Genomic DNA, 21,658 nt, shown 5'->3' with positions numbered 1-21,658 from the left:
CTCGGTTTCCTCGGAGTCGACAGGGGCGCGGCGGTCAGCGCAGGCGGAAGTAGGCGGCGTTGTGCTCGACGATGGTGTCCCAGTCCGCGTCCGTGGGGAACCGCAGGACGTCCCAGCCGGCGTCCTCCAGGCGGTACCCGGCCTCGGCGTCCCGGGTGGAGTCGGGCGAGTGGCCGGGGACGTCGACGAACACGGCGAGATTCGCACCGTCCAGGCGGAAGACCAGATCGGGGCACGCGCCCGCCTCCTGGACGAGTACGTCGACCTCGTCCGGCAGCCGGTAGCCCTTGGCCTTCAGCCAGCCGAGCAGATCACCGTCGGCGACGAGGGCCGCCAGGTCGGCCTCCACCGGGGTCGGTGCGGCGGCGGGCCGGGAGGCGGCCGCCGGAGCGAGCCTGCGGAAGCGCTCGCTGCGGGACTCGCCGCGGTCCTCCCGCCGGGTCCGGGCCCGGGCCAGCCGCAGCAGCAGCGGGCGGGCGGCGTGCCGGCTCAGCTGGCGGTGGTGCGTCTGGTTGGCGTACGTCAGCAGGCAGGCGTAGCAGCCGCGGGCGCACTTCTCGCCGCTCTCCGGACCACCCTCGTCCTCGCCGGTGTCCGGGTCGAAGTGGCAGATCTCCAGCGCGGTCCGGGCGGCCTCGGCGAGGGCGTCCTTGTCGTGCTGGATCCGGCGCAGCACACCGGCACCGCCCTCCGCGGCCTCCGTGAACAGCATGCGGCGGCGCGGGCCGTCGTCCGGCGGCAGCAGCTCCGCGGTCAGCTCGGAGTCCTCCAGCTCGAACGCCGCCTCGATGCCCCGCTCCAGCGCGTACAGGAACGACAGGGCCACGGGCTCGGGCAGCGGCTCCTCCAGGGTGACCACGAGGATGTTGCGACGGTCCTCCACGAAGGGCAGGACCCGCTTCTTGCGGCGCTTCTCGTTGCCGTCCTCGTCGACCACCGGCATGCCGGTGCCCTCGATGGCGTCCGCCGCCGCCCGGTCGTTGAGCCAGCGGCCGTCGCCGAGGTCCAGCCAGTAGCCGTCCGGCTCCCCTTCCTTGGCGCGGACGCGGCCGAGGTTGGTGATCCGGACGGTGGCGGAGTCGCCGTAGTCCAGGTCGAGGACGGGCGAGCCGTCGGCGTCGGTGACATGCGAGGTCAGCCGTCCCTTGCGGGCACCGTGGTCCTGGAACGCGTACGAGGTCTCCAGGCGGAAGCCGGCCCGGCGGCGCTCCTCCTCGTCCGAGGAGATCCGCTCGCGCGGGGTGGTGTACACGGTGTGCAGGTGGAGCAGGCCGCTGCGCTTGCCGCGCAGCTCCTCACCGCACATCGTGCACGTGTCGGAGCCGGGCTTGACGGCGTAGTGGTAGCCGCAGCCGTCGCAGCGGCGGGCCTCCGCCGTCGCCAGCTCCCCCGAGGCGTCCGGCGGCAGCTGCACCCGGGTGACCTGGTAGCGGGCACCCTCGTGATAGATGAGCGCGCCGGGGCCGAACTCGCGGATCGCGAGGAACCGGGGACGCTGGAGGTAGTCGCCGTCGGCGTTGCGGCGGTTGCCCGAGCGCGGGATGTACGCGGCCAGCGGCAGCCGCGGGAAGCTGTAGCCCGGCAGGAAGCCCTCCGACGCCAGGTAGCGGTACGGGTTGAAGTCGCTCATCACCGACTTGCTGTCGACGGAGCGGTTCAGCAGCAGGTTCGTCTGCGTCTCGGCCTCCCGCCGACGACTGCGCGCCCGGCTCTGCTCGCCGGGGGAGAGGGTGTGGTCGACGACGCGCTTGTTCTGCTCGTACTGGTCGATGACGGCCGCCCGGAACAGCTCGCGCCACCGGTCGAAGGCGGCGTCGAACTCCTGCGGGGCCCGCTCGACGCGGTCCTCGATCCACTCGTCGTACCACCAGGTGGTCGACTCGAAGTCCGCGATCAGCGGGGCGAGGACGGTACGGGCGGTGACGGCCGCCCGCCTGCGGGCGTCCTCGTCCAGCGACTTGCCGAGGATGTCGTGCCGCAGCGGCAGCGGCATCTGCGGATCGGGGCGGTCGCTGCCGTCGGGGTCGTAGGCGACGTCGACGACCTCAGGGATCGCGGTGCCGAGCTTCATCCCGGTCTCCGCCAGCCAGATGCCCTGCAGGTGGGAGCGGACCAGATCCTCGTTGGCCAGATCCAGGCGCGGCGGGGCCACCTGTCCCGACACCATGTCCTGGGACCGGCGGAAGTAGTACTGGTCATGGCTGTTGCCGGTCGCACAGTACGTCGTCACCAGCGCGGGCTGACCGGAACGGCCGGCCCGGCCCGAGCGCTGCGCGTAGTTCGCCGGGGTCGGTGGCACATTGCGCATCAGTACCGCGTTGAGCGAGGAGATGTCCACGCCCAGTTCCATCGTCGGCGAGCAGTACAGCAGGGGCAGTTCGGCGTCGCGGAACTGCCGCTCCCGCTCCAGCCGGTCCTCGGGGGTGACCTGCGCGGTGTGTTCCCGCGCGTAGAGGCCGGCCAGTTCAGCGGCCGCGGTGCGGTACAGGTCGCGGAAGAACGGGTTGACGCGCGGGCCTTCGCCGCTGTTGTAGGTGCGCGCCAGCGGGTCGACCGCGCCCCGCTCGCCGTCCCCGGCCCGCCAGATCAGGGCGGCGGCCGACACCCGGTAACCGGTGCGCTTCTCCGCCGCGCGGCGGCGGTAGGCCGGACCGGAGTGCTCCGGGGTCGCTTCGACCTCGCGCACCAGCTCCGCCTGGTGCAGCACCTTCAGCAGGTCCTCGATGACGGCCTGTACGTCGTCCAGGGAGGCGGAGGGCTCGCGCAGCTCCGGCATGTTCCGCCGCAGGTACTTGCCGAACTTGCCCCGTGCCGACAGGAACTTCGCGGAGCGCTCCATGCCGGGCCGCGAACCGTACGGGTAGACGGTTCCGACGGTCGGCCGGTCGCTCTCGCTCAGCACCCACGGCCCGGTCAGGCGCTCCTCGCTCGCCCGCTGCAGGGTGTCGAAGTCGTCGCGGAAGTACTGCACGTCGATGGCGAGTTCACGCCGCATGTAGTCGAGCAGGGTACGGGCCACCTCCTCGCGCAGGGCCGGGTCGGCGTCGCGCAGCACGGCATGCGTGGACTGCCAGCGCTCGGCGCGGGCGGCGATCCAGTGCAGGTCCTCGTAGTCGATCCGCAGCAGACCCGTCTGCTCCAGGTTCGGCATGGTGATGCGCCAGCCCCGCTCCAGGTCGCGGTAGAGGCGGTAACCGACGACGTCCCGGAAGGCCTTCGTCGCCCGCCGCTCCATGGAGGGGGGCAGGTCGGTGCCGGAGGCGTACTCGCGGGGCGAGAGGCCCATGACCTCGGTGACCGCCTCGGCGAGGTCGTCGTGGCGCAGTCCCTCCTCACCCGCCCGCAGCGCGGCCTGGTAGAGGGCGCCGCGCAACTGGGTCACCTGGGCGAAGTCGTTGAAGTGCCCGGCCTGGAGCGAGGCGTCCTGCCGGTTGTCCACGAAGGTGAGGAGCTTGCGCGCTTCCTTGCTCAGGCTCTCCTCCGGCACCGCCCGCAGGGACTTCACGATCGACGCGGAGATCAGCGAGGCGGCCGAGGAGCGCCCCTCCTGGTCGAGAGTCGCCAGCTTGGCGAAGTCCCGGCCGCGGGTCTGCTCGTAGGAGACCTGGCAGTGCACGCAGAACAGGAACGGCGCCGGGACGAAGGCCGCCACCAGCCCCTCGCCCGACTCGTTTCCATGGGCGTCCACGACGACCCGCTTGGGCAGCCGCGGCCGGTAGGACTTCTTGACGACGCTCACGCCCTGCGCGTCCGTCTCCAGCCAGGACTCCGGCAGTCGCCGGTCGTCCACGGCCTTCTGCGGGTCGGCCGGCCACTCGTAGTCCTCGCCGGGCATGCCCAGGTACAGGTAGCCCTCGCCCTCGCGGCCCCCCGAGGCCGAGGTGTCCCGGCGCGGCTCGTACCGGAACGCTCCGCCGTCCTCGGTGCGCCACACGGTCAGGTACTCCTGGCCGCACTCCCGGCAGAACGCCAGCGGGAACAGGGGCTTGCCGTCGCTGTCCGGCTGCTCCAGCTGGTAGGTGCGGGTGAGCGGCCGGGTCAGCGGATCTTCGAGCGTCGTGTAGACGGTGTCGCCCTTGGAGAGGAACTGGTGCAGCCGGAAGGCGAACAGCGGCCGCTCCGTGACCGGATGCTTGGCCTGCGCGCCTGCCTCCAGGGTCGTGCGGATCGCCTCGCGCACGCTCTCCTCGGACACTCCGGACTGCGCGGCGAGCTCGGCCGCCGCCTCCTCCACGGTGCCCGGTGCGCAACGACGCAGCCGTCCGGTGCCCTCCTCGCGCTCCAGACCGAACCGGGATTCCACCCAGCGGGCCAGGGGGTCCTTGGTCAGCGCCTCGTACGAGCGGGGCGCCGCCGGCACCCGCAGCCGCTCGGCGGGCACGGACTCGGGGGCCTCCTCGGTCGCCCGGACCAGGGTCTCGCCGATGACCCGCTTCGGCAGCACCGTCGTACCGAAGAGGCGGCCGGCCACCCTGGCCACCTCGCGCTGCTGGTCCTCCCAGGAACCCTCGGTGGACATGGTCGCCGAGGTGCCGATGCACTGCAGGGTCGCGGACGCGCGGCAGGCCTCACGTACCCGGCGGATCAGGAACGCCACGTCCGCGCCCTGCCGGCCCCGGTAGGTGTGCAGCTCGTCGAAGACGAGGAACTGCAGCCCCTCGGCCATGCGGATCAGGCTGGACCGGTCGTCCGGCCGGGTCAGCATCAGTTCCAGCATGACGTAGTTGGTCAGCAGGATGTCCGGCGGGTTCTTGCGCAGCTGCCGGCGGTCCTCGTCGGACTCCTGGCCGGTGTAGCGGGCGAAGGTGACCGGCTCGCGGCCCTTGCCGAAACCGTGGCGCAGATACTTCTCCAGCTCTCCGAGCTGCGAGTTGGCCAGCGCGTTCATCGGGTAGACGACGATCGCGCGCACCCGGCCGCCCGCGTCCGGACCCGCCGCCTGACGCTCCTTCAGCACGTGGTCCACGATCGGGACGATGTACGACAGCGATTTGCCCGAACCGGTGCCCGTGGTGAGCACGTAGGAGTCGCCCGCCTGCGCGGCCTCGATCGCCTGCCGCTGGTGCAGGTGGAAGGTCAGCGGGCGGCCGTCAGGGCGCGCAGAGGTCTCCTTCTTGCCGGCCTGGAAGATCTCCGCGCACTTCGGGTGCAGCACTCCGTCCCGCACGAGGTCGGTGACCTGGCCGCCGTCGGCGAAGAACGGGTTCAGCGACAGCCACGGGTCGGGCCACTGCGACTTCGCCCGCAGGTCGTCCTCGACGAAGCCGGCGATCCGGGCGTCCCGGATGACCGTCGCGCTCTTGGTGAAGTTCTCGTACTCGTTGATCAGGTCGGCATGGATGCCGAAGACATCCATCGCCTCGGGCAGGCGCGGCCCCCTGCGTGGCGCGGGCGTGGGGGCGGCCGGGGCAGGCTCCGGGAGCAGGGCGCGCAGCCGTGCCACCGGGTCCATCGCCTGCCAGTGCGGAGCCAGGAGGGCGGCCGTGTCGTCCGGTGCGAGCGCGAGCGGGACCAGCGCCTCACGGACCAGCGCCGCGTTCTCCGGCCGGTTCTCGGCATCCTTCTCCAAGAGCCGTTCCACCAGCCGGACCAGCTCGGCGGGCAGGTCCGGGCGCACCAGGGTGAGCCGCGGCGGCTTCTCGTTCTGGTGCTGCTCGGAGAGCTCGTAGGGGGTTCTGGCGGAGAAGGGCGGCCGTCCTATCAGCAGCTCGTACAGGATGCAGCCGAGCGCGTAGAGGTCGGCCGGTGCCGAGACCCGCTCGGCGCGGAACTGCTCGGGTGCCATGTACCGGGCCGTGCCGACGCTGACCCCTGTGCTGGTCAGCCGGGTCTGGTCGGGATCGTCGACGACGGAGCCCATGCCGAAGTCGAGGATCTTGACGGTGCCGTCGCGGGTCAGCATCGCATTGGCCGGCTTCAGGTCGCGGTGCACGACCCCGGCGGTGTGCGCGGCGGCGAGACCCGCGGCGATCTGCGCCCCGATGGCCGCGGCCCACGAGACGGGCAGCTGGGGTTCCTCGTCGATGAGGTCCGCGAGTGGATGGCCGTCCAGCAGCTCCATGGCCAGATAGGGCAGGCCGCTGCCGCCCGGGGTCCGGTCCACGCCACCGTCGATCAGCAGGGTGAGGTTGGGGTGGCCCTGCGAGAGCATGCGCATGATCCGCACTTCGCGGCGGAAACGGTCGATCTCCTTGCTCGGCCCCGACGCGTCGACGGCGATCCCGGTCCGGGCGCGCAGCACGGTCTTGACCGCGACCTCCTGATGCGGGGAGTCCGCGGCCGCCTGGAGGTCCCTGGCCCGGTGCACCTCACCCATGTTCCCGCGCCCCAGAACCCCCGAGATCCGGAACCGTCCGTCGACCGTCTCCTGGCCCACTGGCCCTCCCCGCTTCACCCGACACACACAAGGTGGGTACGTCCCGTGAGGAGCGTACACCTTGACCTGTTGATGAGCATCACATCTTTCTGTTGACGGCGTCAACAGGCATGCTCTCTCGAACTGTTCAGAAGTCCCGGAAGAGACGGCTTGCGCCATGCTCGGCGGATGCGGCGACGCCGCACGGCGCGGAGGACCGGCCGAAAGTGCACTCTCGTCAGCGTTGCGCGTACAGCGGAGCAGCTTGGTGGTCATCGACGCCGTTCTCCTCTCGGACCGGCCGGGACCGGACCAGGCGGATATCGAGAGCGGGTCGCTCAGGAGCCGGCTGCCGCCCGGCGTGGGCCTCGGGCAGCGCCTTCGCGCAAAGGACTGAGCATCCTGAGTTGGGAGGCCGCTCCGATCATGGACCAACCAGACCCGTGGCCTGCCGGGTTGAGTCGCTTCGGCTTGCTGACCCCTGCCAATGCCTTTGAGCTGCTTCGTGTTCATGCCCTTTGGCGCAGCCCGCAGTCCCAGGACGCTCCCAGCGGCGATGGCGGCCAGGGGCGCCGGTCAGGGTCGGAACAGATCGTCCGCCTCGACTGCCAGGTAGGTCTCGGGCGTGGTGGCTTCCAGAGCCGCCGGAGCGAGGGCGAAACGCGGCGTGTCCGCCAGGCGGTGCTCCCACGGCTGGTCACGGGCGGTCGTGAAGACTTCACGGAGACGGCGTTGGACGAGGGGCCTGGCTTCCTCCTGGCGCTCGCGGTACTCGCGGCGCGCGGCCGTCGACCACTGTTCTCGTTCGTCCTCCGCCGCGTCGATGGGCAGGTGTTCCGCGCGCAGCCCCGGGGTGCGCTCGGCGATCTGCCGGTCGGCCCGGAAGAGCTCGGCGCAGGCCGCGTAGAGCTGCCGGGAGATGCCGAGGGTGACTTCCGTGTGCGGGATACGGCCGGCGAGGAAGCTGTCCAGTCCCACCGCTCGGGCGTTCGCGTCGTTGGGGGACGTTTCGCGTCCGGCCAGGGCCGCACGTCGTTCGCGGGTGGCCTCGTCGTCCTCAATGAGGGTGAGCGGTCCCGCTGCGGGACGTCGCTCACCGCGGTCCCGGGCCACCGGCACCAGCTGGAGACGGGAGAGAGCTGAGTCATGCAGGGCACGCAGGGCCAGGTAGGTGAGCATGTGGGAGCGGGCGACATCGAGCAGGGCGCTGCCGGTGTCGTCCTCGTCGAGAGCCTCCTCAGCCGATTGCGGTTCACGAGGGGACGGGCCCGTGCCGCCTGTGGGGGTGAGGGAGCCGCTCTGCGTTCCGAGGTGGTGGTCATGGCGGATGATGACGAACAGGTCGTTCCTGGGACCGACACCTCGTTTGATGGCAGTGCCGCAGAGCACGATACGGTGATCCAGGCCATGAGGATGGAGAACCGTGCATCCTCCGAGGAGCTGGTTCCAGCCGTGGTCGAGCTTGCCGGGCGTGATGTCTCCGCCCTTGGCCTCGATCAGCCAGTAACGGTCCTCGGGATGGTGGCGGCCCCACAGGTCGGGCCGAAGGTTCTTCTGCCCCTTGACGGGCTTCGTTCCGGCGGCCGGGTCCTGGATGCCCAGGGGCCAGCTGTTCTCGATGTGCCATGTCTCGCCGAGACCCATCAATGAGCGGCAGGCCCATTCCGCGAGCGTCATGCCCAGCCGGTAACTGAAGGCACCGAAGGCGCTGGCTTCAGTGCCGTGTTCCAGCACGACGTTCGCGGTCAGCCGCCTTCCGGCGTTGTACTCGTGCAGACGGTCCCCGTCGTGTAGGTCCAGGTACGCGTTCAGGGGCGCGATTCGCGCCCCGATCTCGCGCACGGCGTAGTACGGCCGGTCGAGCCAGGGGGAGATATCACGTCCCACGCTGACCGCAGCCTGGAGGATGTTCCGCCACGTCGTAGTAGGCAGATACCAGCCGTCACTTGAGGGGAAGGCGGTGCCGATCCAAGCGGCGTGGTTTTTGCGGCGCCACTCACTCCTGGTCCGTCCGCCTGGCCCGTCACGGAACAGCACAGGTATGTCGATAGCGTCGGGATACTGCAGGGGCTTCTGGTCTTCGGTGTTCTCGACGGGCACGATGCTCACTGTGCCAGTAAGCGCGCATTTGGTGCGGGGACTTACGGCTTGCAGACCAATAACACGCTGATTCCTCTTCTGGGGGCCCTAGTTGTGGTTGCAGCTGCTGAGCAGCTGGGCAATCCCTCCGTGAACTTCGCGCCGCTTGTCGCACCCCGGGAGGGAGGCCCAGCATGGCTGTGCTGTGTCGAGCCGGAAGTGCCCTGCCCTGCCCGACTGTTCCAGGGACTCGGTGCCGGCGGACGTGGCTGCCCCGGCCGCGCCCCGGTCGCCCACGACACGCAGCTCCGCCACCTGATCGTTTCCATACGAGCTGGTGGGGCGCTTGGCGTCGGGAGGTGTCGTAGGTGAACCACCATGAGTGGTCACCGACCACCGGCTGAGCGTCCCACCGCGGTCTGCGCGTCGGCTGCGGCGAGCACGGTGTCGGCCAGTTCTGTGGCGGACTGTCCGCCACCCGCGTCGATACGAGCCAGGCCCAGCCTGTCGACGGCATCGATCATGAGTGTCTGATAGCGCTCAGCGCGGGCCAGGAACTTGTCCATCAGGACTCGTTCCTCGTCCGTGGCCGCTTCGTAGCAGCCTGCCGCGTGAACGCGCGCGTGTACCACGGAGCCGTCGGCGGTGAGCCACACGGCGGCCGTGCGCGGGACCCGCAGCCTCGCCACACGGACGGGCCAGAGTGCCGATCCCTCCAGAACCAGGCCCTTGCTGCCGCGGTCCTCGGTCGCATGGGCCGTGATCAGCTCTTCGATGCGGGGCATCAGCAAAGGACGCAAGGGTGCGCCCGGCCACCCGCCGTGTCTTCCCCAGGCCGGAGCCATGCGCGACACCCCGTTCGGTCCAGCCGGTCCACACCGGCCTCATGGGGTCGCGCCTGTCCTTCACGAGGCCCCTCCCGGCCTCGCACTCGTGCAGGTCAGGAGGGGTTTCGCGCTGCCTTCTCGGAGCTCTCAGATGTCCCGGAAGATCTCGATCTGTGCCCCGATCGAGTTCAGCCGCTCCGCCAGGTCCTCGTAGCCGCGGTTGATGACGTATACGTTGCGCAGCACCGACGTGCCCTCGGCCGCCATCATCGCCAGCAGTACGACCACCGCGGGGCGCAGGGCCGGTGGGCACATCATCTCGGCGGCGCGCCAGCGGGTCGGGCCCTCGACCAGCACCCGGTGCGGGTCCAGCAACTGGAGCCGGCCGCCGAGGCGGTTGAGGTCGGTCAGGTAGATCGCGCGGTTGTCGTACACCCAGTCGTGGATGAGGGTCTGACCCTGTGCCGACGCGGCGATGGCCGCGAAGAACGGGACGTTGTCGATGTTCAGGCCGGGGAAGGGCATCGGGTGGATCTTGTCGATCGGCGCCTCCAGCTTGGAGGGGCGGACCGTGAGGTCGACCAGGCGGGTGCGGCCGTTGTCCGCGGAGTACTCCGGGGACCGGTCGTGGTCGAGGCCCATCTCCTCCAGGACCGCCAGCTCGATCTCCAGGAACTCGATGGGCACCCGGCGCACCGTCAGCTCCGACTCGGTGACGACGGCGGCGGCCAGCAGGCTCATCGCCTCGACCGGGTCCTCGGAGGGGGAGTAGTCGACGTCCACGTCGATGTTCGGCACACCGTGCACGGTCAGCGTGGTGGTGCCGATGCCCTCCACCTTGACGCCCAGCGCCTCCAGGAAGAAACACAGGTCCTGGACCATGTAGTTGGAGGAGGCGTTGCGGATGACCGTGACGCCGTCGTGCCGGGCGGCCGCGAGGAGCGCGTTCTCGGTCACGGTGTCGCCGCGCTCGGTCAGGACGATCGGGCGGTCGGGGCGCACCGAGCGGTCCACCCGGGCGTGGTACTGGCCCTCGGTGGCCGCGATGTCCAGGCCGAACCGGCGCAGCGCGATCATGTGCGGCTCGATGGTCCGCGTACCCAGGTCGCAGCCGCCGGCGTACGGCAGCTTGAAGCCGTCCATGCGGTGCAGCAGGGGGCCCAGGAACATGATGATCGAGCGGGTGCGGACGGCGGCCTCCGCGTCGATCGCGTCCATGTCCAGCTCGGCGGGCGGGACGAGTTCGAGGTCGACGCCGTCGTTGATCCAGCGGGTGCGCACGCCGATGGAGTTGAGCACCTCCAGCAGGCGGTACACCTCCTCGATCCGCGCCACCCGGCGCAGTACCGTGCGCCCCTTGTTCAGCAGCGAGGCGCACAGCAGCGCCACGCACGCGTTCTTGCTGGTCTTGACGTCGATGGCCCCGGACAGACGGCGGCCACCGACCACGCGCAGATGCATCGGACCCGCGTAGCCCAGCGACACGATCTCGCTGTCCAGGGCTTCGCCGATTCGGGCGATCATCTCAAGGCTGATGTTCTGGTTGCCGCGCTCGATGCGATTGACGGCGCTCTGGCTGGTGCCGAGCGCCTCCGCGAGCTGCGCCTGTGTCCAGCCCCGGTGTTGCCGGGCGTCACGGATGAGCTTGCCGATGCGTACGAGGTAGTCGTCTGACATGAGGTTGAGGCTATCTCAGATATGAGATGGCGCCTGTCGGGGGGTCCATTCGGGTGACGACGGTGACGGACCGTCAGGACCGCTTGGCTGAACGCATCCTGTGTACCCGGAAAGGTCAGGACAAATCAGATGATGTCGCCCGAGTGGAGGCCGGTGCGGAGGGGGGTCGGTGCGGAGGGGGGTCAGCCCGGATGGGGGTCAGCCCGGATGGGCGCCGGCGCGGATGGGGTCAGCCCGGATGGGCGCCGGTGCTGATGGGTGTCAGTCCGGATGGGCGCCGGCGCGGATGGCCTTCGCGGGGTGTGCGCCCCGGTCGGCGGGGGCTCGCCGGCCGGGGGTCCGCGATCGCACGGTCCGCGATCGCGGTGCGGCGGGTGGCGTGCGGGCGCCCCGGGGCCGGGTCGGGCATGACCGAGCCGCGCCCATGTACTAGAGTTATCTCGACATCGAGATATCTGCCGAGGCGCACCGTGGTCGCCACTCCAGTAAGGCAGGCCTAACTTAGCCTGACCTTACTGGTTCGGCCAAGCCGGCGTGGCGGCACGATTGACGGTGGTACGCGCACATCAATGAAGGAGACTGTCGTGTCGGCGAACAGCTTCGACGCCCGCAGCACGCTGCAGGTGGGCGACGAGTCGTACGAGATCTTCCGGCTGGACAAGGTGGAGGGCTCGGCCCGCCTGCCGTACAGCCTCAAGGTCCTGCTGGAGAACCTGCTCCGCACGGAGGACGGCGCGAACATCACCGCCGACCACATCCGCGCCCTCGGCACCTGGGACTCCCAGGCCCAGCCCTCCCAGGAGATCCAGTTCACGCCGGCCCGCGTGATCATGCAGGACTTCACCGGCGTGCCCTGTGTCGTGGACCTCGCCACGATGCGTGAGGCCGTGAAGGAGCTGGGCGGCGACCCGGCCAAGATCAACCCGCTGGCGCCGGCCGAGCTGGTCATCGACCACTCCGTCATCGCCGACAAGTTCGGCACGAACGACGCCTTCAAGCAGAACGTCGAGCTGGAGTACGGCCGCAACAAGGAGCGCTACCAGTTCCTGCGCTGGGGCCAGACCGCCTTCGACGAGTTCAAGGTCGTCCCGCCGGGCACCGGCATCGTCCACCAGGTGAACATCGAGCACCTGGCCCGTGTCGTGATGGTCCGCGACGGCAAGGCCTACCCGGACACCCTGGTCGGCACCGACTCGCACACCACCATGGTCAACGGCCTCGGCGTCCTCGGCTGGGGCGTCGGCGGCATCGAGGCCGAGGCCGCCATGCTCGGCCAGCCGGTCTCCATGCTGATCCCGCGCGTCGTCGGCTTCAAGCTCACCGGTGAGCTCCAGCCCGGCACCACCGCCACCGACCTCGTGCTCACCATCACCGAGATGCTGCGCAAGCACGGTGTCGTCGGCAAGTTCGTCGAGTTCTACGGCGAGGGCGTGGCCGCCACCTCGCTCGCCAACCGCGCCACCATCGGCAACATGTCGCCGGAGTTCGGCTCCACCGCCGCGATCTTCCCGATCGACGACGAGACCCTGAACTACCTGCGCCTGACCGGCCGCTCCGCGCAGCAGGTCGCCCTGGTGGAGGCCTACGCCAAGGAGCAGGGCCTCTGGCTGGACCCGGCCGCCGAGCCCGACTTCTCCGAGAAGCTGGAGCTGGACCTCTCCACCGTCGTCCCCTCCATCGCCGGCCCGAAGCGCCCGCAGGACCGCATTGTCCTCGCGAACGCCGCCGAGCAGTTCAAGCTGGACGTCCGCAACTACGTGGACGACGTCGACGAGGCGGGCAAGGAGTCCTTCCCGGCCTCCGACGCCCCGGCCGTCGCCCCGAACGGCTTCCCGAGCAACCCGGTCCCGGTGACCGCCCCCGACGGCACCACCTACGAGCTGGACCACGGTGCGGTGACGGTCGCGGCCATCACCTCCTGCACCAACACCTCCAACCCGTACGTCATGATCGGCGCCGCCCTGGTCGCCAAGAAGGCGGTCGAGAAGGGCCTCACCCGCAAGCCGTGGGTCAAGTCCACCCTCGCCCCGGGTTCGAAGGTCGTCACCGACTACTTCGAGAAGGCCGGCCTCACCCCGTACCTGGACAAGCTGGGCTTCAACCTCGTCGGCTACGGCTGCACCACCTGCATCGGCAACTCCGGCCCGCTGCCGGAGGAGGTCTCCAAGGCCGTCAACGACCACGACCTCGCGGTCACCTCGGTCCTCTCCGGCAACCGGAACTTCGAGGGCCGCATCAACCCCGACGTCAAGATGAACTACCTGGCGTCCCCGCCGCTGGTCGTCGCCTACGCCATCGCGGGCTCCATGAAGGTGGACATCACCCGGGACGCCCTCGGCACCGACCAGGACGGCAACCCGGTCTACCTGAAGGACATCTGGCCCACCGAGGCCGAGGTCAACGACGTCGTCGCCAACGCCATCGGCGAGGACATGTTCGCCAAGTCCTACGAGGACGTCTTCGCCGGCGACGCCCAGTGGCAGTCGCTGCCGGTCCCGACGGGCAACACCTTCGAGTGGGACCCGGAGTCCACCTACGTCCGCAAGCCCCCGTACTTCGAGGGCATGGGCATGGAGCCGGCCCCGGTCGAGGACATCTCCGGCGCCCGCGTCCTCGCCAAGCTGGGCGACTCGGTCACCACCGACCACATCTCCCCGGCCGGTGCCATCAAGGCCGACACCCCGGCCGGCAAGTACCTCACGGAGCACGGCGTCGAGCGCCGCGACTTCAACAGCTACGGCTCCCGCCGCGGCAACCACGAGGTCATGATCCGCGGTACGTTCGCCAACATCCGCCTGCGCAACCAGATCGCGCCGGGCACCGAGGGCGGCTACACGCGTGACTTCACGCAGGAGGGCGGCCCGGTCGCCTTCATCTACGACGCCTCGCAGAACTACCAGGCCGCCGGTATCCCGCTGGTCGTCCTGGCCGGCAAGGAGTACGGCTCCGGTTCGTCCCGCGACTGGGCGGCCAAGGGCACCGCGCTGCTCGGCGTCAAGGCCGTCATCGCCGAGTCCTACGAGCGCATCCACCGCTCGAACCTCATCGGCATGGGCGTGCTCCCGCTCCAGTTCCCGGAGGGCGCCTCGGCCCAGTCCCTCGGTCTGACCGGTGAGGAGACCTTCTCCATCTCCGGCGTCACCGAGCTGAACGAGGGCCGTACGCCGCGCACGGTGAAGGTCACCACCGACACCGGTGTCGAGTTCGACGCGGTCGTCCGCATCGACACCCCCGGTGAGGCCGACTACTACCGCAACGGCGGCATCATGCAGTACGTGCTGCGCAGCCTGATCCGCAAGTAGGCGGCAGGTCACGGCACAGCCGTTCAGGGTCGTGTCCCCGGCACCGGGGGCACGGTCCTTCGCCGTGCCCTTGGCACCTTCGGCGCGGGGACGGCAAGGCGGCAGGGCGGCGCGGCGGCGGGGAGGAGACGGTGGCCGGGAGGTGGCGCGCCGCGCACCCTCGCCGCCGATCGACACGGCTCCCCGCCGGGGGTACGGCGGCGCTTCACCCGAGCCGGTGCGCCAGGTCACGGCACGGCCCTTCGCCGTGTCCGTGGCGGCCTCGGCGCGGGGGTACGGCGTGGCGCCGCTTCCGCCCGCGCCAGCCCCTCTCGCGCCCTCGTGGGCCTCGTCAGGGGCCGGGGCGGGCGGGGACGGTCACCGGCGTCCGGGCGGGTCGTGTCGGCGCCTACAGGACCCTTGGTCGTCCGGGCGGGGGCGGCTGGGGCGGGCCGTGCGGTCTCGGGGGTGCCCGGCGGGGCTCGGGCTGAGCCGTCAGTCCCCGAGGTCCCCCAGGTCCCCGAGGTCTTCCAGGTCCCCGAGGTCTTCCAGGTCCGCGAAGCCCGCGAGCAGCCGCGTGGAATCCGGCGCCGCCAGCTCCGCCCAGATCACCTTCCCCTGGGGCGTGTACCGGGTGCCCCAGCGCTCGGCCAGCTGCGAGACCAAGAACAGACCCCGGCCCCCCTCGTCGGTCGTCGCCGCGTACCGCAGATGCGGCGAGGTGCTGCTGCCGTCGGCCACCTCGCAGATCAGCGTGCGGTCATGGATGAGCCGCACATGGATCGGGTCGGAGCCGTACCGGATGGCGTTGGTGATCAGCTCGCTCAGCACCAGCTCCATCCCGAAGCCCAGCTCGGACAGCCCCCACTCGGCCAGCCTGGCCGAGACCGCCCCGCGCATCCCCGACACGGCGGCCGGGTCGCGCGGCACGTCCCAGTCGGCGACCCGGTCGGCCGGCAGGGCCCGGGTGCGCGCGATGAGCAGGGCGACGTCGTCCCTGGGACGCTCGGGCAGCAGTTGCTCCAGCACCGCCCGGCAGCTCTCCTCCGGCGACCGGCCGGGGTGACCCGCCAGGGCCCGGCGCAGCAGCTCCATGCCCTCGTCCAGGTCGCGCCTGCGGTCCTCGATCAGACCGTCGGTGTACAGGACGAGCTGGCTGCCCTCGGCCAGCTCCAGCTCGGCCGTCTGGAACGGCAGGCCGCCCAGGCCCAGCGGGGGCCCGGCCGGCACCTCGGGGAAGGTGACGCTGCCGTCGGGATCGACCAGCGCGGGCGCGAGATGCCCGGCCCGGGCCATCACGCAGCGGCGCGTCACCGGGTCGTAGATCGCGTACAGGCAGGTGGCGCCGACGATCTCGTCGGACTTGTCCGGGCAGGGCTCGTCCTGGTCGAGGCGGCCGACCAGGTCGTCCACGTGCTGGAGCAGCTCGTCGGGCGGCAGGTCGAGCGTCGAGAAGTTGTGCACCGCGGTCCGCAGCCGGCCCATCGTCGCGGCGGCGTGCAGCCCGTGCCCCACCACGTCCCCGACGGCCAGCGCCACCCGGCCGCCCGGCAGCGGGATCACGTCGAACCAGTCCCCGCTCACCCCGGACTGCGCGGGCAGATAGCGGTAGCCGACGTCGAGGGCGCTCTGCTCGGGCAGGGCCCGGGGCAGCAGACTGCGCTGCAGGGTGACCGCGAGGGCGTGCTCGCGGGTGTACCGGCGGGCGTTGTCGATGCTGACCGCGGCCCGGGTCACCAGCTCCTCCGCCAGGGCCAGCTCCTCCGCGTCGAAGGGCTCCCGCTTGGACCGCCAGAAGTTGGCCATGCCCAGGACGACACCGCGCGCCCGGATGGGAGCGGCGATGAGCGAGTGGATGCCGTAGTCCAGGATCCGTCGGGTCCGCTCGGGGTCCTGTGCCTTCCAGCCCTCGGCCTTCGACAGGTCGGTCACCAGCTCGGGGTGTCCGGCGCCGTAGCCGCGTGCCTGCGGGGTGGAGGGCAGGAAGTCGATCAGCCGGCCCAGCTCGTACAGGGGGTGGTCGTCCTCGATGCCGTTCATGGCGACCCGGCGGATGTCCTGCGCCGTCGGCGCCGGTTCCTCGCCGTGCAGGACGGCGTCGGCCAGGTCGACGGTGACGAAGTCGGCGAACCGGGGTACGGCGACCCGCGCCAGTTCGTCGGCCGTGCGGACCACGTCCAGGGTGCTGCCGATGCACAGCCCGGCGTCGTACAGCAGCTCCAGCCGCTCGCGGGCGGCCTCGGCACGGCCGGACACCGCCTGGAGCTCGGTGGAGTCGCGGAGCGTCACGACGGTGCCCTGGGGACCGCCCGCGTACTCCGTGGGCCGCTGGTTGACCGCCAGCAGACGCCCCTTGGCGAAGTGCACCTCGTCGCTTGCCTCGCGCCCGGAGGCGAGCAGCTCCACCGTCGCCGGGTCCAGTTCCGGCAGCTCCCGCGCCGTGCGCCCCTCGGCGTCGGGGGGCAGTTCCAGCAGGCGCCGGGCCTCGTCGTTGGCGAGCAGCAGCCGGCCGTCGGCACCGATGATGAGGACGCCCTCCCGCACCGAGTGCAGGACCGCGTCGTGGTGCTCGTACATGCGAGTCATCTCGTCCGGGCCCAGGCCGTGGGTCTGCCGCCGCAGCCTGCGGCCCACCAGGGCCGTGCCGCCGGTCGACACCACGAGCGCGCCGCCCCCGGCCGCGAGGATGATCGGAAGCTGCCGGTGCAGTTCGCTGGTGACGTTCTTGACCTTCAGTCCGGCGGAGACGAGAGCGACCACCTTCCCGTGGCTGTCGTCCACGGGCACGGTGGCCTGTACCTCGTGGCCCAGCGGGCCGTGGACGCTCTCGGTGTAGACCTTCCCGGCCAGCGACGGCCCGATGGTGCCGACGAACCGCTCGCCGATCTTGCTGGGTATGGGGTGGGTGTAGCGGGTGCCGTGGGTGTCCATGACCACGATGAAGTCCACGCCCGCCGATCTGCGCCCCGCCTCGGTCAGCGGCTGGAGGACACGGGACGGGTCGGGGCTCTCCAGGGCGCGCAGCAGGCCCGGGGCGTGGGCGAAGGTCTGCGCGACGGCTATGGACCGACGCCTGGCCTCCGTGCTGGTGTCCCGCTTCGACTGCAGGAGGAGCGCGACGACGGCGCAGAGCACGAGCAGCACCACCAGCGCCACCTGGAGCAGGAAGACCTGTCCGGCGACGCTGCGGGGGCTCTTGCCGATCACAGGGCGCCGGGAAGGGCGCCTGTGTCGGACATACTCGTCCGACATGCGGCATTTGTAGCACCGCATTCCGCCGGGTGGCTATGGTCCGTCCACGGGATGGACACGGGACCTCCGGCCTGTCGGCCGTAGCGGGTCCACGGGCGAGGGACGTGCGGCAGGTCCCCGGCCCACCGTCCGGCTCCCGCTCCAGGCCCGGCCGGCACCCGCGCTTCCGGGCCCCGCGAAGCCCCCGCGTCCGGACCACCCCGCCCCGCCCCCAGGGTCACGGCGGTCCGGTCACGGTCACGTGGGCGGGGCGCAGGAGGCGGTCGCCGATGCGGTAGCCGGGGCGCAGGATCTCCGCGCAGACCAGCCGTTGCGCGCCCGGCGCCGTACGGTGCACGATCGCCTCGTGGCACGCCGGGTCGAACGGCTCGCCCTCCTCCCCGAACGCCTGCAGCCCCAGCGAGCCCAGCTGGGTGCGCAGCGTGTCGGCGATGTCCTTCAGGCCCGGGGTCAGCGGCTCGTGCGCGCACGCCCGGTCCACGGCGTCCACCACCGGGAGCAGGGCCGTCAGCACGTTGGCGACGGCGATCTCCCGCACGGCCATGCGGTCCCGCCGCACCCGCTTGCGGTAGTTGTCGTACTCCGCCTTCACCCGCTGGAGATCGGCGGTGCGCTCCCGCAGCAGGCGTTCCGCCTCGTCCGAGCTTGGCGTCCGCGCCCCGTCCATCATCAGCCCGCCTCCGGCTTGTCGTCGTCGACGATCTCGGCGTCCACCACCTCGTCGTCCCCGCCGGAGCCCGCCGTACCGCCGGCTCCGGTCTGGCCCGTCTGGCCCGGCTGACCGGTCTGCCCGGCCTGCTCGGTCCGCGCCCGCTCGTACAACGCCGTACCGATCTTCTGCGCGGCCTGCGCGGCACGGTCCAGGGCCTGCCGGATCGCCGCCGTGTCCTCCGACTTCAGCTTCTCCTTCAGCTCGGCCAGCGCCGTCTCCGTCTCGGACTTCGCGTCGGCCGGGATCTTGTCACCGTTCTCCCTGATCAGCTTCTCGGTGGAGTAGACGAGCTGCTCGGCCTGGTTCCGCGTCTCAGCGGCCTCCCGCCGCTTGTGGTCCTCCTCCGCGTACTGCTCCGCCTCCCGGACCATCCGGTCGATGTCGTCGCGGGGCAGCGCCGAACCGCCGGTCACCGTCATCTTCTGCTCCTTGCCGGTACCGAGGTCCTTCGCCGAGACGTGCATGATGCCGTTGGCGTCGATGTCGAACGCCACCTCGATCTGCGGCACCCCGCGCGGAGCGGGCGCGATGCCGGTCAGCTCGAACATGCCGAGCTTCTTGTTGTACGCGGCGATCTCCCGCTCGCCCTGGTAGACCTGCACGGTCACCGAGGCCTGGTTGTCCTCGGCCGTCGTGAAGATCTCCGCGCGCCGGGTCGGGATCGTCGTGTTGCGCTCGATGAGCTTGGTCATGATGCCGCCCTTGGTCTCGATGCCGAGGGACAGCGGCGTGACGTCGAGCAGCAGGACGTCCTTGACCTCGCCCTTGAGCACACCGGCCTGGAGGCTGGCGCCTACGGCCACCACCTCGTCCGGGTTCACGCCCTTGTGCGGCTCCTTGCCGGTCAGCTCCTTCACCAGCTCCGTGACGGCCGGCATCCGCGTCGAACCGCCCACCAGCACCACGTGGTCGATGTCGGACACCTTGATCCCGGCGTCCTTGATCGCGTTGTGGAACGGCGCCTTGCAGCGCTCCAGCAGATCCGCGGTGAGCTGCTGGAACTGCGCGCGCGTCAGCTTCTCGTCCAGGTGCAGCGGGCCCTCGGCGGACGCGGTGATGTACGGCAGGTTGATCGAGGTCTCGCTGGACGACGACAGCTCGATCTTCGCCCGCTCCGCCGCCTCCCGCAGCCGCTGCACGGCCATCTTGTCCTTGGCCAGGTCGACGCCGTAGTTGTTCCTGAACTGCGTGACCAGGTGGTCCACGACCCGCTGGTCCCAGTCGTCGCCACCGAGGCGCGTGTCGCCGTTGGTGGCCTTCACCTCGATGACGCCCTCGCCCATCTCCAGCAGCGACACGTCGAAGGTGCCGCCGCCGAGGTCGAACACGAGGACCGTCTGCTCGTTTCCCTTGTCCAGCCCGTACGCCAGCGCCGCCGCCGTCGGCTCGTTGATGATCCGCAGGACGTTCAGGCCCGCGATCTCACCCGCCTCCTTGGTGGCCTGCCGCTGGGCGTCGTCGAAGTACGCGGGCACGGTGATCACCGCGTCGGTGACGTCCTCGCCGAGGTACGCCTCCGCGTCCCGCTTCAGCTTCTGCAGCACGCGCGCGGAGATCTCCTGCGCGGTGTACCGCTTGCCGTCGACGTCCCCCTGGTCGGGGAACCGCCACGCGTGGTCCCCCATGTGCCGCTTGACCGAGCGCGCGGTGCGCTCCACGTTCGTCACGGCCTGCCGCTTGGCGACCTCGCCGACCAGCACCTCGCCGTTCTTGGCGAACGCGACGACCGACGGAGTGGTCCGAGCGCCCTCCGTGTTGGTGATGACGGTGGGCTCGCCGCCCTCCAGGACGGAGACCACCGAGTTCGTCGTACCGAGATCGATTCCGACCGGACGCGCCATCTGCGTGCTCCCTCTTCCTCGTCGGCCCGTGTGCCCTACGGCCGCTCACCGGGTTCCCAGTGCACCGGTCCCGCGCGCAGCGGCGGCTCCGGAGCCGTGCCGCCCGGCACGAAGAGGTACCGGAGGCGGGACAGCGGGCCCGCCGCGGCGGCGCCGGACGGGGCGTGGTGCCGCCGCCGGGACGAGCGGTCGTACGCCCGGTCGTAGGCCGCGCGCCGCACCGGGTCCCGGAGCGTCTCGTACGCCGTGCGCACCTCGTCGAACCGGGCCGCGGTGACCGCGTCCACCCGTGTGTCCGGCCGTAGTTCCCACGCCCTGCGGCGGAAGGCGGAGGTGATCACCTCGGCCGTGGCGGAGCGCGCCACACCGAGCACCGCGTACAGGTCCGGCTCCACCGTGCGGGTCACCTCCTCACCCACCGCGAGCTGCGCGTTCGAACCGAATTGCCTATCAATCGGAATAAAACTTGAGTGGACTGGTGTCAAGTGAGACCGGTCGCCGGGGCCGGCCGCTCCGGCACCCTCCGTCGCCGCAGCGTCCCGAGCAGCTCGCCGGCCTCCTCGGGCGGCACCGAGACCGCGACCCGTGAGAGGGGTGCGGTGGAGGGAACGGGCCACAGGTCGACGAGAACGGACGGGTACCCACTGCGCAGCGCGACGAAGTCCCGTCCGCGCGGATGCCGCCACTCGCCCAGAGGGCGGGCGGGCCGTCGCAGGCCGCGCTCCGGCACCCCGCGCAGCGCGCGCCACCAGTCGGGCTCGATCCACGCGTCCTTGATCACCGCGTCCGGCAGCCGGACCTCCCGGCGGCGCGCCCGGAACCGCTCGCGCCAGGACAGCCGCACCACGAGGTCGTCGCCGTCGATCAGCAGCCGTGCCACGGAAGACCTCCCGACAGTGGAACTCCGACTTTCCTCCCGGTCGTGTTCCCCGTTCCGGGTCGCTGTCCGAGGTGGGGGAGAGGCCGCCGGTCCCGGCGGCCCGGGCGCGGGCCGGCTCATCCGCCTCGGGCTCGTCGCTGCGGGCGCCCGGCGGACCGAACGGGTCAGTGTGTCTTGCTCCGGCGTGTCTTGCTCGGCGTCGACCTCGGGCTGGATCCCGCCGGCCGGGACGGCACCCGCCGGGCCCGTTCCCCCCACAGGGCCGGACGGCCGGGTGAGGGCCCCCGCGCACGACGGAGGCGTCGAACCGCGCGGCGATCACGACGCCGGACCGTCGACTTGATCACGGCTCCGCCGGCGGCGGTCTCCTCGATGCTGCTGTGCAGCGGTGCGGCACGGGGCGCGGGTCGTACTCAGCCGATGGAACCCCTTCCGCCCGGCCGGGTCGCTCTGGGCGGACCCGGTGGCGTCGCACCGGGTCCGCGAGCCGGGCAGGCGAGGGGGGTGGACTGCCTGTCCGGAGGGAAATGGCCTGGAACCGCGTGGCTTGTGCGGCGAATGGAGGCGACATCGTTGTCAATCGTCGTGCACATGACTCTACCCCCTGAACGGACAACGATGTCAAGCCACTTGGCCGGCCCGGCCGGGTGACGAGGGCGTGCGCCTCCCGGCGCGCACGCGGTCTTCCGTGGTACCGGTGGCGCACGTTACTGTCCCTGCGGCTTGTGCGACCTGTGGTGCGCGACCCGTCCGT

9 protein-coding genes and 1 pseudogene are annotated in these 21,658 nt (G+C 71.0%); 1 reads left to right on the top strand and 9 read right to left on the bottom strand.

Annotated features, from left to right (window positions below; translation table 11 throughout):
- Positions 1–34: 34 nt before the first annotated feature.
- From C3492_RS25415 to C3492_RS25400, 4 genes and pseudogenes are all read right to left on the bottom strand, one after another.
- Entirely contained in the window at positions 35–6,376 is a 6,342-nt protein-coding gene (locus C3492_RS25415; RefSeq protein WP_103814368.1) for a protein kinase, read from the bottom strand.
- 555 nt (positions 6,377–6,931) lie between these two features.
- Entirely contained in the window at positions 6,932–8,455 is a 1,524-nt protein-coding gene (locus tag C3492_RS25410) for a gamma-glutamyltransferase (protein ID WP_146075712.1), read from the bottom strand.
- Between the two features lie 365 nt (positions 8,456–8,820).
- Positions 8,821–9,222 (bottom strand): annotated as a pseudogene (locus tag C3492_RS25405) (hypothetical protein); the annotation flags it as partial.
- A 186-nt stretch (positions 9,223–9,408) separates the two neighbouring features.
- Entirely contained in the window at positions 9,409–10,938 is a 1,530-nt protein-coding gene (locus C3492_RS25400; RefSeq protein WP_103814364.1) for a UDP-N-acetylglucosamine 1-carboxyvinyltransferase, read from the bottom strand.
- A 584-nt stretch (positions 10,939–11,522) separates the two neighbouring features.
- On the opposite strand from C3492_RS25400, the gene acnA reads away from it, so the two are divergent.
- Positions 11,523–14,240: an aconitate hydratase AcnA gene (gene acnA / locus C3492_RS25395; RefSeq protein WP_103814363.1), complete on the top strand. Its 2,718-nt coding sequence runs from the start codon at positions 11,523–11,525 to the stop codon at positions 14,238–14,240.
- Between the two features lie 474 nt (positions 14,241–14,714).
- Here acnA and C3492_RS25390 read toward each other — a convergent pair whose 3' ends face one another.
- From C3492_RS25390 to C3492_RS25370, 5 genes are all read right to left on the bottom strand, one after another.
- Entirely contained in the window at positions 14,715–17,471 is a 2,757-nt protein-coding gene (locus C3492_RS25390; protein WP_258055881.1) for a SpoIIE family protein phosphatase, read from the bottom strand.
- A 217-nt stretch (positions 17,472–17,688) separates the two neighbouring features.
- A complete protein-coding gene (grpE, locus tag C3492_RS25385; protein ID WP_258055880.1) occupies positions 17,689–18,141 on the bottom strand; it encodes a nucleotide exchange factor GrpE in 453 nt (150 codons plus the stop codon).
- Entirely contained in the window at positions 18,141–20,024 is a 1,884-nt protein-coding gene (gene dnaK / locus C3492_RS25380; protein WP_103814359.1) for a molecular chaperone DnaK, read from the bottom strand. Before dnaK ends, grpE begins: the two co-directional genes overlap by 1 nt.
- A gap of 35 nt (positions 20,025–20,059) precedes the next feature.
- A complete protein-coding gene (locus C3492_RS25375) occupies positions 20,060–20,431 on the bottom strand; it encodes a J domain-containing protein (protein ID WP_258055879.1) in 372 nt (123 codons plus the stop codon).
- Between the two features lie 74 nt (positions 20,432–20,505).
- Positions 20,506–20,904: a hypothetical protein gene (locus C3492_RS25370; RefSeq protein ID WP_103814355.1), complete on the bottom strand. Its 399-nt coding sequence runs from the start codon at positions 20,902–20,904 to the stop codon at positions 20,506–20,508.
- Positions 20,905–21,658: the final 754 nt, after the last annotated feature.

The organism is Streptomyces sp. Ru62 (assembly GCF_002920615.1).
In the GTDB taxonomy this organism is placed as follows: domain Bacteria; phylum Actinomycetota; class Actinomycetes; order Streptomycetales; family Streptomycetaceae; genus Streptomyces.
The sequence above is the reverse complement of the archived record's forward strand: the minus strand, read 5'-3'. Positions and strand labels throughout refer to the sequence as shown.

Excerpts from the sequence above, each read along its gene's own strand:
- C3492_RS25390 (WP_258055881.1), bottom strand. The coding sequence starts at position 17,471 with ATGTCGGACGAGTATGTCCGACACAGGCGCCCTTCCCGGCGCCCTGTG.
- C3492_RS25400 (WP_103814364.1), bottom strand. The coding sequence starts at position 10,938 with ATGTCAGACGACTACCTCGTACGCATCGGCAAGCTCATCCGTGACGCC.
- dnaK (WP_103814359.1), bottom strand. The coding sequence starts at position 20,024 with ATGGCGCGTCCGGTCGGAATCGATCTCGGTACGACGAACTCGGTGGTC.
- grpE (WP_258055880.1), bottom strand. The coding sequence starts at position 18,141 with ATGATGGACGGGGCGCGGACGCCAAGCTCGGACGAGGCGGAACGCCTG.